The 14246-nt window shown below is 66.8% G+C and carries 12 protein-coding genes; 3 read left to right on the forward strand and 9 right to left on the reverse strand.

All coding sequences use genetic code 11. The annotated features are described in order from the left end of the window. Positions 1 to 11: 11 nt before the first annotated feature. The 4 genes from ACTHJR_RS07805 to ACTHJR_RS07820 form a co-directional block, all read right to left on the reverse strand. Positions 12 to 1640, reverse strand: coding sequence for a TadG family pilus assembly protein (locus tag ACTHJR_RS07805; RefSeq protein ID WP_440522561.1), 1629 nt, complete (start codon positions 1638 to 1640; stop codon positions 12 to 14). Between the two features lie 11 nt (positions 1641 to 1651). Beyond that, positions 1652 to 2044: a TadE/TadG family type IV pilus assembly protein gene (locus ACTHJR_RS07810; protein ID WP_440522562.1), complete on the reverse strand. Its 393-nt coding sequence runs from the start codon at positions 2042 to 2044 to the stop codon at positions 1652 to 1654. A 131-nt stretch (positions 2045 to 2175) separates the two neighbouring features. Beyond that, positions 2176 to 2835, reverse strand: coding sequence for a hypothetical protein (locus tag ACTHJR_RS07815; protein ID WP_440522563.1), 660 nt, complete (start codon positions 2833 to 2835; stop codon positions 2176 to 2178). A 185-nt stretch (positions 2836 to 3020) separates the two neighbouring features. Beyond that, positions 3021 to 6089: a TonB-dependent receptor domain-containing protein gene (locus tag ACTHJR_RS07820; RefSeq protein ID WP_440522564.1), complete on the reverse strand. Its 3069-nt coding sequence runs from the start codon at positions 6087 to 6089 to the stop codon at positions 3021 to 3023. Positions 6090 to 6224: 135 nt separating this feature from the next. Here ACTHJR_RS07820 and ACTHJR_RS07825 point away from each other — a divergent pair, with 135 nt between their 5' ends. The 3 genes from ACTHJR_RS07825 to ACTHJR_RS07835 all read left to right on the forward strand — a co-directional run bounded on the left by ACTHJR_RS07825 (position 6225) and on the right by ACTHJR_RS07835 (position 9292). Next, positions 6225 to 7910, forward strand: a complete 1686-nt coding sequence (locus ACTHJR_RS07825) for a permease (protein ID WP_440522565.1) — start codon at positions 6225 to 6227, stop codon at positions 7908 to 7910. Further along, positions 7907 to 8926: a serine hydrolase domain-containing protein gene (locus ACTHJR_RS07830; RefSeq protein WP_440522566.1), complete on the forward strand. Its 1020-nt coding sequence runs from the start codon at positions 7907 to 7909 to the stop codon at positions 8924 to 8926. The genes ACTHJR_RS07825 and ACTHJR_RS07830 overlap by 4 nt, the downstream gene beginning before the upstream one ends. Positions 8927 to 9004: 78 nt before the next feature. After that, on the forward strand, positions 9005 to 9292 hold the full coding sequence (locus ACTHJR_RS07835; protein WP_440522567.1) for a hypothetical protein: 288 nt from the start codon (positions 9005 to 9007) through the stop codon (positions 9290 to 9292). A 212-nt stretch (positions 9293 to 9504) separates the two neighbouring features. Here ACTHJR_RS07835 and ACTHJR_RS07840 read toward each other — a convergent pair whose 3' ends face one another. From ACTHJR_RS07840 to ACTHJR_RS07860, 5 genes are all read right to left on the reverse strand, one after another. Further along, positions 9505 to 9972: a DUF6869 domain-containing protein gene (locus tag ACTHJR_RS07840; protein WP_440522568.1), complete on the reverse strand. Its 468-nt coding sequence runs from the start codon at positions 9970 to 9972 to the stop codon at positions 9505 to 9507. A gap of 113 nt (positions 9973 to 10085) precedes the next feature. After that, complete coding sequence (gene dacB / locus ACTHJR_RS07845; RefSeq protein WP_440522569.1) at positions 10086 to 11528, reverse strand: D-alanyl-D-alanine carboxypeptidase/D-alanyl-D-alanine endopeptidase; 1443 nt, start codon at positions 11526 to 11528, stop codon at positions 10086 to 10088. Between the two features lie 15 nt (positions 11529 to 11543). After that, positions 11544 to 11972 carry a hypothetical protein gene (locus tag ACTHJR_RS07850; protein ID WP_440522570.1) on the reverse strand — a complete coding sequence of 143 codons (429 nt, stop codon included), beginning with the start codon at positions 11970 to 11972 and terminating at the stop codon, positions 11544 to 11546. Beyond that, positions 11965 to 13215 carry a dicarboxylate/amino acid:cation symporter gene (locus ACTHJR_RS07855; RefSeq protein ID WP_440522571.1) on the reverse strand — a complete coding sequence of 417 codons (1251 nt, stop codon included), beginning with the start codon at positions 13213 to 13215 and terminating at the stop codon, positions 11965 to 11967. The genes ACTHJR_RS07850 and ACTHJR_RS07855 overlap by 8 nt, the downstream gene beginning before the upstream one ends. Before the next feature lie 100 nt (positions 13216 to 13315). After that, positions 13316 to 14246 (reverse strand): amidohydrolase family protein (locus ACTHJR_RS07860; RefSeq protein ID WP_440522572.1); only part of this gene is annotated, 931 nt, incomplete at its 5' end.

Genomic DNA, 14246 nt, shown 5'->3' on the forward strand with positions numbered 1-14246 from the left:
CCGCCTCATTCTCACGCAACCAGGACCGGCGTGCCGCATCGCACGCCGTTCACCCAAACGTCGGCCTGTCCCAACTGAACCCCCAACACGCCGCCGACCTGTCCGTAGAGCGCATCCAGCGGCGCGTCGGCCAGCTGCAGGGCCTGGCCGACGGTACCGGTGAGGACACCGAGGTTGACCCCGATCCCCAGCGCATTGACGTTGAGATCGACCTTCGAGATCAGCGATGAGGCGACGCCCTGCGCGATGTCGTTCGTGCTCACGCTCTTCGCATTATGGTTCGCGATATCGGTGGCGGAAAAGTCGACCGTCTGCGGCGCGACCCCGCCCAGCTTGATGTCGGCGAATCCCGATACCGAGGCGAGCGGGGTTCGCAGCATGGTGACGCGATTGAGCGTCGGCGCCGACTGGAAATTGGCGAAGGCGGCCGGGTCGATGTCGGCGATCGCGGCTTCCCCGACCGAGGGCGTGACCGCGAGCTTGACCGTGGCGTTGCGCGCCCCGCCGGCGCACGACACGCTATCGAGCGTCGCGCTGGCGGCGGCGATCTCGACATAGATCGGTACCCTGAGCGAGGCGAGGCCGAGTTGCGGCGCGACCTGGGTATCGAGATAGATCCGGGTCTGCGCGGTGCGGACCACCACGTCGTGCGCCGCGGTGACGGTGAGCCAGGGCGAATGGGCCGGGCGCTCGCCGATCGCCACCATCAATTTGGCCGAGGACAGGCCCGGCACGGTCACGCCGAGATCGGTGCTGAACTGGTGCGCGCCGCCGAGCTCCAGCGTGGCGCGAAGCATCGACCAGGCGTCGACGACGACCGGCCGCGACGGATCCGATGCGCTTTGGTCCGACAGCGGCCCGAGATCGATCAGCGAGGACAGCTTGGTCGAGGTCTGCGGCAGGCGGTCGGCGACCGCGCGCAGCACCGACGCCGCTTGCTCGTCGCTGACCGAGGTGGCCATCGCACGCGCGATCTGCGGCAGCGTCGCCTGGCTGTTCAGCAGGTCGCCGAATGTCGCGACCTGGACGTTGAGCTGCGAGCGCAGCGCTTCGGAGAATTTCAGGATGTCGAGCTGGCCGCCAACGAGCGCCTGATAGTCCATCGCGCTCAGCTGGAGGTCGGTGCCGGCGAGTTGCGACAGCACGGCGTTGGGGAGGCCGCCGTCGATCGCGGCCAGGCGCGAGCCGATCGAAAATGCGACAAGGTCGATCCTGGCCGCGGTGCCGCGCGCTTCGACGGTGACGCTCGATTTGCCGAAGATGCGACCGAAGTAGAGCGGAACGTCGGCGCCGACCCGGACGCGCGCGGCATTGGCGTCGTCGGCGCCGGGGACGAAGCGCTGCCCCGCGGCGAGCGACGGATCGTCGGCATAATGGCCGGGCTCGACGCTCAGGATGGACAGCCCGGGCATGCCGTTGGCGTTTCGCGCGGCGGCGGCGGCGGTGGGCGCCTCGTCGATATCGCCGGCGGCGGCCAGGGCCGCCGCGTCGGCGATGCCCTGGGCATGGCGCTTGGCGAGGTACAGGTTGGTCGCATCGACCGCGAGTGCGGCTATCGCCAGAAAGGCGAGCAGGCCGCCGCTGAATAGCACCGTGACGTTACCGCTGGTCGAGGCGATGAGCGAGGCGCGGCGCCGCATCTCCAGCCCTTTCAAAACCCGCTCAGCCGAACGGCCGAACTGCGCGAGATCACCTTGTCGGGGATCGGTACGAACGGCAGCTTCATGACGGGTTGATCCGACATGTCGTAATCGACCGTCACCTTGATCGTCGCGCCGTCGTCCTGGACGCCGATCGTGACCTTGCTCTCGTCTATCCCGTCGTAATGCGACAGCGTGTCGGCGACCGTCTGGCGCGCGGTCGACGCGCGTTCGTCCTGCGACAGACCCGACAGGCTGGCGCGCGCACCTTCGTTGGCGCCTTGCTGCAGCGCGTTGGCATAGGACAGCCACTGACCGAAGACGATGATTCCCATGACGAGCAGCAACAGCACCGGCAGGACCAGCGCCATCTCGACCAGCGCCGCGCCGCGCTGGTCGCGCAAGAGTCGCCACAATAGGCCGTGCCGCGGGGCCGAGGAATGAGCGTAGGTCATGGCGCCAGGGTTAGCCGCCGCGCCTTGCCGAAATGGGAAGCGGTTGATCGAGATCAATCGCGCAATTTGCGCAGTTTCGGTCAGGCGCCGCAGCCGGGAGCGGCGCCGCGGCGGGTCAGCTTTCGCGCCACTTCGGCCGCCAGCAAAGCGATGCCCGCGTGGGTATCGCTCGCGAACACGCTGGTCGATCCGCACCAGGTGGCGCGACCCGCCGGCCCGACCGACCAGGATAATGCGATCCGGGTGTCGGAGCGCGCACGCTCGACTTTCAGATCGCCCTGGATCTCGCTGTCGCGGAGATGTGCTGGCAATTCCTGCTGAATGCGGCGGGCCAATTCGTCGGCTTCGCGCCGGGTGTCCGCTGCGCTGGCGGCGATGGCGACGCGGGAGGCGGCGTCTGCCGGCTGGTCGACGCGGTCGGACGGGTCGTCGTGAGCGGTGATCGCGGTCGACACCCTGGTCTCGACATTGCGCATGCCGAGCCCATCGCCGCGTAAGCCGAGCAGCAGCAGTTCGACGATGATCAGTACCGAAATGCCCGATTGCGCGGCGACCGGCGCGCCGGAGCGCCAGAGCAGGATCAGCGACGCGAACGCGCCGAAGCACACGGCAGCCAGCCATGCGGCCGGCGGTGGGGTGGGCGCGACGATCAGGGCGGCGGCGACCGCCACGAACAATCCGACTGGTGCGAGCGTTGGCAGGCGGCCGGCGTGGTGTCGAGACGTCGTCATTGCCGGCATGTCCGCCCCTTCCTCGAAAGGCAGCTTAATGGAGGTGTCGGCATTGCGGCCGGGTTCACGCGGTGCGTCGGCGAAAGTCCGCAATTTGCGCGGTTTCGCATCGCGACTCGTCGCCGGAGCGCGCGATACGGGTTAAAAAAAGGGCGTCCGTTGCCGGACGCCCCGTCGCGCGAGCGTTCTCGCGTTTAGAATTTCACTTCGGCCGTCATCGTGAAGGAGCGGCCGCGCGGATCGGCGACGCGCGGTTCCCACGAACTGCCCGAACCGGTGTTCGAATCGTAGGTGATCGCGAACGGCGGGTCGGTGTTGAAGATGTTCTTGACCCCGGCGGTCAGCGTCAGGCGGTTGGTGAACCGCTGCGACACAGAGGCATTGTAGATGATGTAGGGCTTCACCCGCGGGTTGAAATCCGGTCGCGTCGCGCTGCCGGGCAAGGCCTGGTTTTGATAGCCGTCGCGATAGATTTGCGAGAAGGTCAGCGCGAAACCGTCCTTCGAATAGCTGATGAAGGCGTTGTGCTTCCATTTCAGGCCGAGATCGCCGGACAGGCTGAACACGCCGAGCAGGTCGGTGTATTTCAAATTGGGAAGCAGCTTTTCCTTCTTCTCGAGCAACAGCGTCCCGTCGAACCCGGCCGCGATGACGCCACCCAAGGCATCGAAGCTGCCGCGCGCCGAGAAGTCGATGCCGCGCGTGCGGCGCGACCCGAAATTGCCTGTGCGCAAGTCGACCAGGGTGATGATCCCGTTGGTTCGCTCGATGCGATCGGGGAAGGCGTTGATGTTGGCGAGCAGTTGCGGGATCGTGATCGTGCCGATGACATTGTCGACCGAGATCGACCAGTAATCGGCCGAGAAGGTGAGACGACGCGTCGGCTGGAGGACGGCGCCGAAGCTATATTCCTTCGACGTCTCCGGCCCGAGGTTGCGATTGCCGCCGCTGAGCGAGTCCGGCGTGATCGGGGCGCAGGCGGGCTGCGGCCCCGCGGTCGTCCCCTGCGGGCAGAGCGTGGGATCGACCAGCGTGTTGCCCGGATTGGGCGATTGCGTCACGCCGTTGAAGATCTGGTTGAACGACGGGACGCGGAAGCCGGTATTGTACGACCCGCGCAGCATGAACCAGTCGACCGGCTGGAATTTGGCGGTGAACTTCGGATTGAAGGTCGAGCCGAAGCCGGTGTAATCGTCGACGCGGCCGGCGACCGAGATTTCCAGCGGCTTGAACACCGGGAACAGGATTTCGCCATAGGCCGCCTTGACGTCGCGGTGGACCTTGCTCAGCGCATTGACGTTGTCGAAGGCGACGTTGAAGATGTCGGGCGACGAGACGTCGGCGGCGGACGAGCCGTTGAAGCCGTAGCTCTCGCGACGATAATCGACGCCCACCGCCAGCTTCACCATGCCGCCCGGCAGCCGGAACAGGCTGCCCGACACCGAGGCGTCGAACTGGCGCACCTCATATTTGCCGCCGTACAGTTTGACTCCCTTGGCCGATACCGCGTCGAGCGCGGCCAGCGCCTCGGGCGTCTGCTGCAGCGAGAACGGATTGAGGATGCCGCTGTTGAACAGCCCGACGATGCCCGGCGCGCTGGCGCCCGGCGCGGTGGGCGCGCGGGGATCGGGGCCGCCCAGCACGGCATTGGGGTCGCCGTGGGTCTTGGCATAGGCGACCGACGCCGCGCTCGCATAGACGCCGCGATAGCTGTAGCCGCTGCCCAGGATCGACGTCGCCCGGCTCGACGCATAGGACGCGCCCGCGCGATAATCCCAGCCCGGCGCGATCGAGCCGTCGATGCCGAGTGCGGCGCGGAAGGTCTTGGTGTTGGTGACATATTCGCGCGGCCCGCAATCGGTGCAGCGCCAGCGGAACGTGATCGGCTTGCCGTAATTCGCCGCGACGGCGGGCAGCACCGACACGATGCTGTTGTAGACCGAGTTATAGGTCGGGGCGGTCAGCGCGTTGAGCGGATAGGCGATCGGCAGCGAGCTGTTGTTCGAGCTATATTGATTGTTCGAGAAAATCTTGTGCGAGGTCGCGTCCGACCCGGTCACTTCGAGGTAGATCTCATTGTCGCCGAACTTCGCCGTGGCGCGCCCGTAATAGGTCAGCGTCTGGATCGGCTGCTGGAGCGTCGCCGCGCGGCCCGTATCCCAGGAACAGGCGAGCGCCGAACTCGGGTTCGCCCATAGCACCGAATCGTAATTCATCCCGCCGTCGACCGAATCGCAGCCGGCGCCGCCGGGCAGGCGCAGCGGGTTGACGCCGCCCGATGCCGCGACGGTCGTCCCGGGGATGAAGAAGCCCGGGTTGGTGAGCAATGAGGTTGCCCCGCTCGTGCCGCCGAGAAGGGTGCCGCCCTGCGTGATGCCCACGCCCGCCCCGGTCGGGTTGATCGGGAACGCGGTGGCGACCGGCGTGCCGCGCGTGTCGATCGACAGGCCGCGATTGGGCTGGTTGCCGTTGACGAAATCGCGATCCGATCCGCGCAGGATGCTGTTCCAGCTTTTGCTGACGGCGGCCATGACATTGAAGCCCTGCTCGTCGAGCTTGCCGAAACCGACAGTGCCGGAGAGCCGGTAGATCGGCGCGTCGCCCTCTTGGGTGATGTCGCTGAAACCCTGGACGTCGACCCCGGTGAAATTGGTCTTGGTGATGAAGTTGATCACGCCGCCGATCGCGTCGGTACCGTAGATCGCCGAGGCGCCGTCCTTCAGCACTTCGATGCGGTCGATCGCCGCGAACGGAATCTGGTTCACGTCGACCGCCGAGCCCTGCAGGCCGTGCGCGGCGACGCGGCGGCCGTTCAACAGGATCAGGGTCGATGCGCTGCCCTGGCCGCGCAGATTGGCGGCGGACAGGCCGTTGGTGCCGCGGGCGGCGCCGCTGACGACGTCCGAGTTCGACGCGAGATTGTCGGCGCCGTTGCCGTTGTCCGCCAGGAACGAGATCAACTGTTCGGGGCTGCTGATGCCCTCGCGGCTGAGATCCTGGTTGGTGATGATCTGGAGCGGCAGCGCGCTCTTGTTCGGGTCCTGCTTGATGCGCGAGCCCGTGATGATGATTTCCTTGCTGCCGCCGGCCTTGTCGCCCTGATCGTCCGAAACCGGGGTCGCGGCGCCGGTCGGCGTCGAGGCGGCGCTGGTCTGATCGCTGCCGGTCGATTGGGCGAAGGCGGCTCCCGGCAGCGCGCACAAGGCGGCGAGCGCCGTGCCGGATGCCAACACCAGACGGAGCGAGGTCGAACCTGTCATCATTGTATTCCCCCTTGCGGGCGCTTGAAGCGCTCTATCCCGACATTAAGCATCAAAATGGACAGGTCTTGCCACCTTTCTTTTCGCAAGGTGGTGAAACCGGTTCCCTTTTTATGTGCACAAGGCGCAAAGCGTTGCGTGACTGCAACACAGCGGCCATGGTCGTGGCCCGATCAGCGTCGGATGCCACGGTACGAGAAGGAGAAAAACACAGATGCCGCACGCGACCCGCCGCCGCCCGACCGGATCCCGCGCGTGACGATGGCGGCGACCGACGGTCAGGCACGTGGGTCGGCGCTGCGGCCGGGCTTCGGCCGGCTGGCGCTCTACACGTTGCTGGGCTTTTCCGCCGGGTTGCCCTTCTACATGTTCAGCACCGTGCTGTTCCTGCGCCTGGCGCGACACGATGTCGACATCGTCACGATCGGCTATTTCGCCTGGGTATCGCTGCTGCCGACCTTCAAGTTCGCCTGGGCGCCGTTGCTCGACAAATACGACATGCCGGGGTTCGGCCGGTTCTGGGGCCGGCGACGCGGCTGGATCATGGTGGCGCAGCTCGGCATCTTCCTGTCGACCGTCGGGATGGCCTTCACCTCGACCGACGCGAGCTTGCCGCTGACCGCGCTTTTCGCGCTGCTGCTCGCGTTCTGGACGAGCACACTGGAGATCGCGGCCGACGGCTGGCGCGTGGAACTGGCCCCCACCGCGGAAGAGCAGGGACCGCTCGTCGCGGTCAATCAATGGGGCTATCGCGCTTCCATGGTGGCGGCCAGCGGGGGCGCGATCTACATCGCGGCCGAGGCCAATTGGACCGTCGCCTACCTGGCGATCGCGCTCCTCGCCTTCCTGCCGTTTCCGGTGTTGAGCGCGATGTCGCCCGAGCCGGGGCGCGGCGGAGGACGGGCGACGGCGCTGCTCACCGGCTTGCTGGCCAGCGCGGTGATGATCGCGGCGGCGACGGCAGCGACGGCGGTCGTGGGCTGGCTGCTGATGTCGGCGATCGGGTCGGTCGGCATGGATAACCCCGACATCATGAAATATTGGGTGGCCGGGATAGGATTGCTGCCGTTCGTGGTGCTCGGCGCGGCGGTGCCCTGGCTGCGAACGTTGCCCTGGCAAGCGCCATTGCGACGATCGGCGGCAGTGGGACCCTATGTCGACGTGGCGTGGCGCTATGGCGTCGTCGTCATTCCGATCCTGTTGCTCATCTCGATCTATCGAACCGGCGACGTGATGGCCAACACGCTGTCGCACCCGATGTTCAACGCCCTGGGCTATGGCCTCAAGCAGATCAGCGCGGCGGATGGCGTGGTCGCGCTGGTATCGGGGCTGCTCGGCGTGACCTTGGGCGGATTGCTGGCGGCCCGGGTGTCGATGGGCTGGTCGCTGGTGATCGGCGGCGTGATGTCGGCGCTCAGCAACTGGATCTTCGCCTGGCTCGCGCATCAGGCGCCGGGCGGGCCGGTGCTGTTCTCGCTGTTCGGCCTCGGCGTCACGGCCGGCGACCTCGATCTCTATCTGGCGATGGCGGTCGATCAGTTCGGGCACGGGTTCGAAGGCGCGGTGTTCGTGGTCTATCTCTCGCTGCTGGTGAACCCGCGCTACCCGGCCGCGCAATATGCGCTGTTCTCGGGCCTCGCCTTCCTGATCCCCAGGCTGCTGGCCGGGCTGTCGGGCATTTTCCAGAAAGCGATCGGCTATGACGGCTTCTTCATCATGGCCGGCACGATGAGCGTCGCGGTGCTCGTCCTGCTGCCGTTCATCGTCCGCGCCAGGCCGCGTCCCGACGACGATCCGGGCTTTCCGGAAGCGGTGGCGGCATGATCGAGCAAGCCTTCGCGCCGGCGGCGGCTGCGGTTGCGGCCGGCCGCATCCCGGGGGCCACGCTGGGCGTGGTCGCCGCCGACGGGCGGCGCTGGGTCACTCACGCCGGCATGGCCGCTTTGGTGCCCGAGCCCGAGACGCTGACGCTGGACCATTGGTTCGACCTCGCCTCGGTGTCGAAAGTGGTCGCGACGACGACGATGATCTTGGCGCTAGCCGACCAGGGCAGGCTCGACCTCGACCGGCCGCTGACCGATGCGATCCCCGATCTGCGCCAGTACGACGTCGCCAACGCCACCGAGCGCAAGCTGACCTTCCGCGATTGCCTGGCGCACCGCAGCTTCCTCCCCGCGGTCGAGCCGATCTACATTTATGGCGACGATCCGCAGCGGTTGCGCGCGTTCGTGCTGCAGCGCGAATGGCGGCACGGCCCGCCGGTCTATTCGGACATCAATTTCATCCTGCTCGGCATCGCGATCGAGCGGATCACCGGGCAGCCGCTCTCGGCCTGGCCGCTAGGGACTGGCCTCAGCTACGGCCCGCCGCCCGGCCCCGCCGTCGCGACCGAGTTCTGCCATTGGCGCGAGCGCGTGCTGAAGGGCGAAGTGCATGACGAGAATTGCGCCGCGATGGGTGGCCAGACCGGCCATGCCGGGCTGTTCGGCACGGTCGCGGGCGTGCTCGATTTCGCCTTGGGCCTGCTCGACGGAAGCGGCGCGTCGCCGCCCATGCTCGCGGCGATCCGCACGCCGATCCAGGGCCATCGCACCTGCGGCTGGGAGCGCCGCTTCGAGGGCTGGTCGGGCGGCGCGGCTTGCTCGGCAGAGACGATCGGCCATACCGGCTTCACCGGCACTGGCCTGTGGGTCGATTTCGACCGCGGCATCGCCTGGACCCTGCTGACCAACCGCGTCCATCCGTCGCGGCACAGCGAGGCGTCGAAGAGCATCTTCGAGCTGCGGCCAGCGACCGGGGATGCGGTGATCACGGCGTGGGATAGGACAAGCAAATCCTGATGGCAGCTTCCGACCCAATTGCGGACGTCGCGGGGAACCCATTTGCCGACGTTTGAAACGAGCCGTAAAAGCGAAGGCATGGAAGACCAATACGGCGTATTCGAGCAGCTCATCGCCCTGAGAGCGATCCTGCTTCGCGAACGGCGGAACGATCTGGCAAGAAATATCGAAAACATTCTGGCAATCTTGGACGAAGCACGCCCAACCAGTTTCAACGAAGCGAAAGAAGCATGGGCGGACATGATGAAGTTCGCACGCGGGCTTCCCGATTTCGGCGTTTGGCGCGAAAATCCGGAAGAAAGTTTTCCGTTGAACGCTGAGCTAGATCGTCATCTTCAAGCGATCACTCACGTCTTTGGTGAATGACCGCTTCCCACCCAATAACGGACGATTCTGCAAATCAGTATATGGTCCGTCCACTTCTATCCGCACCTGCCCGACGAATATCCGCTAGTCTGTGTTGGCATGGAGGCCCGGGTCCGATCGGTCAGATCGCGCTCGTGACTGGCCCTACGCGATTGATCCGATCGCCGAATGATCGTGTTCCAGATGGCGGATATTCGCCGGCATGTGCCCCGTCAGTTCACCTGTCGCGGCGGCAACAGGTCGAGCGACGGTTCTTCATGCGGCCCGGTGATGCGAAAGCGTTCGATCGCCTGCCAGGCCTGCTCGGCGATCGCCGCCTTGAAGGGATTGCTGAGCAGCCAGCGGAAGCGTGCCGATTTTCGGGCCTCCGCGACGATCCGCTCCAGCAATTCGGACGATGGATCGCGGAGGACATCCTCGAGCGGACCGCAACCGAAGTGGGCAAGAAAGGCGGCATCGTCCGTGCGCGCGGCGGCGATGATCACATAGGCGAACGCTTTTTCGGGATCGTCATGATAACAGGTGATGATTTCTTCGAAGTCGTCCGAGCGATCGTCTGGGCGGTCAGCCGCTCCGCGCTCGAAATAGTCGGCATAGGCATCGATCTGGCGGATCATCGCATCGACATCCGGTCGAGCGAGTGCCCGTTGGAGTTCGTCCGAATATCCCTTTCCAGTCATGCCTCGATGTAGCGAGCGGTCGGTTCAAATTTCCTCAATGTCATCGGCGCGTGAAAGCGGGCGCCTTTGCGCCGCCGGGGACGTCCTGGAGAGGCTTGGCGTACCGGCGCCCCTCAATTCTCCGACGCGATCAGCTCCAGCGCGGCGTCCACCGCCTTGGTCGCCTCGACTCCCGGCGGCATGTCGTTGGCATAGGTCGAGAAGGTCAGCGTCCGCCCGCTCTTGGCGATCATATAGCCCGACAAGGCGGCGGACGCGTTGAGCGTGCCGGTCTTGGCGAACAATTTATGGTCGAGCGCAGTGCCGCCGAAGCGCCGCGCCAGCGTGCCGTCGACCCCGCCGACCGGCAGCGTCTCGCGCCATGCCGCGCCCCAGGACTGGGCGGCGATCCAGCGCAGCATGATCACCGCGCCGCGCGGCGCGACGCGATTGTAGCTCGACATGCCGGAGCCGTCGGAGAAATCGAAGGTCCAGCGCGGCACGCCGGCCTTGGCCAGCATCGCGCGTACCGCGACCTGGCCGTCGGCGATCGACCCGCTCCCCGCGACCAGCGAGACGCGCCGCAGGAACAATTCGGCATGGAGGTTCTGGCTGACCTTCATCGTCAGATGCATGTCGTCGAGCAGCGGCGGCGGGGTCAGCTTGGCGAGCACCGGCGGCAGCGGCGGGCGCGCGGGCGGCGCGCTGCCGCGGATCGCGGGATTGTCGCTGGGCATCAGCGGGCGATGGCGGACGTCCACCTTGCCGGTGACCTTGACCCCGCGCGCTCTCAGCAATTGCGCGAAGCGCCAAGCGGCATAGCGGGCGGGATCGTCGATCCCGACGCGCAATTTCTCGGGCTTGGCATCGGCGCCGATCGTGCCGGTCAGGCGCAGCTCGTAACCGTTGGGCGCGCGATCGAATTCGACGGCGCTTTTCGTCCCCGGCACCGTCATCAACCGATTGTCGACCGTGTAATAAGACGGCAACTCGACCTTGGGCACCGTACCGGCCGCGCCCGGCGTGACGACTACCGGCAATTCGTTGTCGTCCATCGTCAGCGCCGAGGCGGCCGTGCCCGAGCGCGTCGGGATGTTGTTCCAGCTCATCCCCGGGCCCCAGCGCTCGTCGGGGAGAAGGGTATCGTCGCCGATCACGTCGCCGACCACATGCGTCTTTCTGGCGACCGCGTCGGCCAGCATGGTCAGGCAATCGACCGTGCAATCGTCGGCGCCCGACAGCCGCGCGTCGCCGTTGCCGATCAGCACCACGTTGCGCCCGTCGAGCCGCACCGCGGCGCCGCCGGTGGTGTCGGGCTGGGTCAGGTCGCCCAGCATTTCGAGCGCGGTCGCGGTGGTGAACATCTTGGTGTTCGACGCCGGGATGAAGCGTTGGTCGGGATTGATCGCGACGACGTCATGGCCCTGGTCGTCGACCACGACGATGCCGAAGCGCGTGCCCGGCCCGGCCATCGTCGCCAGCACCTTTTCGACCCGCGCGGTAAGGTCGGCATTTTGTGCCGCGGCGGGCGCGGCGACCGCCAGCAGGGCGACGAAGGGCAGGGCATATTTCGTCATCTGGCGATCTCCTGATCAGGGATAAGCGAGCGGCGACGCCGCCCATTCGGCGCGGGCCCGCGCGACCAATGTCTTGAGTGATGCCGCTTGCCGCCGCCAGGCGGATTCGGTCGCGGCGTCCCACGCCTCGATCGTGTCGCGCAGCGCATCGATCGCGAAATCGACAAACGCGTCATATTCGTCCTGGCCGAGATCGCCGTAATTGCGGTGATTGAACACCAGCTCTGCGACCTGGCTCCAGACCCATTTGCGGTCGCGAGCGAGGCCATACATCCATTGCAACGTCTCGTCGGTCATGCGGACTGAGGTCGCGGCGACATGCAGGAAGAGCGCGCGGCGATCGGGATAGCGCGCGAAGAAGCGGTCGAACAACAGGTCGCGCATCGCGGCTTCGCGACCCTCGAGCGCGATCAGGCTCGCTTCGATCAGATCGGCGTCACTCATCGCTGGCCGAGCGATAGACGGCTTCGTCGATCTCGCCTTGCCAGCGAGCGACGGTGGTCGCGACCGTCAGATTCGCGCAGGCGCTGGGCACCGTGCGCGTCATGTCGAGCAAGCGGTCGAACGGCAGGACGAAGCCGACGACCAGCGCGGTCTGCTCGGGCGCGATGCCGACCGCCGACAGCACGGCGGCGAGCATGAACAGCGAGGCGGACGGCACCGGCGCGGTGCCGAACGCGGCGAGCGATCCGGTCAGCAGCACGAGCGCGTAAACCGACGGCGTCAGCGGCGTGCCGAACGCCTGGAGCGCGAACAGGCTGAGCAGGCCGACATACATCGCGGTGCCGTCCTTTCCGATGCTGGCCCCGAGCGGCAGCACGGTCGAATAGACCGGACGGCTGATCCCGAGATTGTCTTCCGACACGCGCATCGCGACCGGCAGGGTCGCCCCGCTCGACGCGGTCGAGAAAGCGACGACCAGGGCATCGACGATGCCGCGGAAGAAAGGCAGGACCGGCAGCCTGGCGACGAAGCGCAGCAACAGGCTGTGCACCACCAACATCTGGATCAGCGAACCGGCGACCACCGCCAGCGCCAGCCAGCCGACATGGACGAACACCGCCGCGCCGTTCGCCGCGACCGCGTTGGCGATCAGCGCGAACACGCCGAACGGGGTCGCCTCCATGACGATCGTCACCACCTTGAGCAGCACCGCCGAGGTCGCCTGGAGAAAATTGGCGAACGGCTTGCCCGCCTCGCCGGTCAGCACGGTGCCGACGCCGAACAGGATCGCGACGAAGATCAGCGCGAGCATGTCGCCCTTGGCCAAGGCGTCGACGATGTTGAGCGGGACGATGCCGATCAATTGGTCATAAGGCGTGACCGGCGAGCCCAAGGCATGCGGCGCGGCGGTGCCGAGCGGCGCGCCGGCGCCGGGCCGGATGACGGTCGCGACCAGCATGCCGACCGACCCCGCGATCGCGGTGGTCGCGGCGAACAGCCCGATCGTCCGCGCGCCCAGGCTGCCGAGCTGCTTGGGATCGGCGAGGCTGGTGATGCCGGCGGCGATCGTCACCAGCACGATCGGCGCGACCAGCATGCGGATCGCGCGGACGAACAGGTCGCCGAGGAACTGGACATAGGGCGCGCCCGCCGGCCAGGCTAGCGCGAAGACCACGCCGAGGATCAGCGCCCCGACGACACGCTGCCAGAGCGGGATGGCGAACCAGAAGCGGACGACGCTCACAGACCCTCACCCTTCCCATCGCTGGCGCGATGGGCCCCTTCCCTCTCCCGCATGCGGGAGAGGGAGGGAGGCGCGCAGCGCCGGAAGGGTGAGGGCCTGTTTATGAGCACGTTCCCGGCGTCGGCGTGTGCGGCAGCGCGCGGCCGGCGGCGATGCCGGTCAGCTTGCCGTTGTCGACCGCCACCTTGCCATTGACGACCACCGTCTTCACGCCGGTCGCCGGTAGCGTCGGCTGCTCATAGGTCGCCTGCGCGGCAGAAGTCTTGGGATCGAACACCACGACGTCGGCGAAGGCGCCCGGCTTCAATTCCCCGCGCCCGGCCAGGCCGAACCATTTGGCGGTTTCGGTCGAGCTGCGATCGAGGAAATCGCGCAGCGAGATGACCTTATCCGCCACGACATATTTGGCGTATTTCCGCGCGAACGTGCCCCACACCCGCGGATGGCCGCTCGAGGCGTCGCTGTCGGTCATCACCCAGGGCTGTTTCATGAACGCCGCGATGTCGGCCTCGCTCTGGTTGAACGAGACCACGCCGGCATCGTGCACGCGGATCGCCGCGATCGCCGCCGAGATCGGGTCGGTCTTCATCGCCGCGGCGACCTCGTCGAGCCTTTTGCCGCGCCATTGTCCTTCGGTGATCAGCAGCGAATGCGGGCCGCCGCGCTTGCGCATGTCCTCGGCGATGCCGTCGCGCAGCTTTTTCGTGAGCGAGGGGTCGTCGAACCGCTTGAGCAATGCCGGCCGGCCGCCGTCCTGCGCCCAGAGCGGGATCAGCGACGCGACCAGGCTCGTGCCCGACGCCGACCAGGGATATTGGCTGGCGGTGATGTTGACCCCGGCGGCGCGCGCGGCGTCGATCTTGGCGATGATCTTGGGCGCCATGCCCTGGACGTCGACGCCCAGCGCCTTGATGTGGCTGATGTGGATCGGCATGCCGGTCGCCTTGCCGATCGCGATCGCCTCGTCGATCGCGGCGGCGAGGCCGACGGTGTAGCTCGATTCGTCGCGGATATGGCTGTCGTAATAGCCG

It is taken from the genome of Sphingomonas sp. (genome assembly GCF_051962185.1).
Lineage (GTDB): Bacteria > Pseudomonadota > Alphaproteobacteria > Sphingomonadales > Sphingomonadaceae > Sphingomonas.

What these genes read in the sequence shown, in the direction of transcription:
- ACTHJR_RS07830 (WP_440522566.1), top strand. Translation starts at nt 7,907, where the DNA reads ATGATCGAGCAAGCCTTCGCGCCGGCGGCGGCTGCGGTTGCGGCCGGC.
- ACTHJR_RS07815 (WP_440522563.1), bottom strand. Translation starts at nt 2,835, where the DNA reads ATGCCGGCAATGACGACGTCTCGACACCACGCCGGCCGCCTGCCAACG.
- dacB (WP_440522569.1), bottom strand. Translation starts at nt 11,528, where the DNA reads ATGACGAAATATGCCCTGCCCTTCGTCGCCCTGCTGGCGGTCGCCGCG.
- ACTHJR_RS07835 (WP_440522567.1), top strand. Translation starts at nt 9,005, where the DNA reads ATGGAAGACCAATACGGCGTATTCGAGCAGCTCATCGCCCTGAGAGCG.
- ACTHJR_RS07805 (WP_440522561.1), bottom strand. Translation starts at nt 1,640, where the DNA reads ATGCGGCGCCGCGCCTCGCTCATCGCCTCGACCAGCGGTAACGTCACG.
- ACTHJR_RS07850 (WP_440522570.1), bottom strand. Translation starts at nt 11,972, where the DNA reads ATGAGTGACGCCGATCTGATCGAAGCGAGCCTGATCGCGCTCGAGGGT.
- ACTHJR_RS07840 (WP_440522568.1), bottom strand. Translation starts at nt 9,972, where the DNA reads ATGACTGGAAAGGGATATTCGGACGAACTCCAACGGGCACTCGCTCGA.
- ACTHJR_RS07820 (WP_440522564.1), bottom strand. Translation starts at nt 6,089, where the DNA reads ATGATGACAGGTTCGACCTCGCTCCGTCTGGTGTTGGCATCCGGCACG.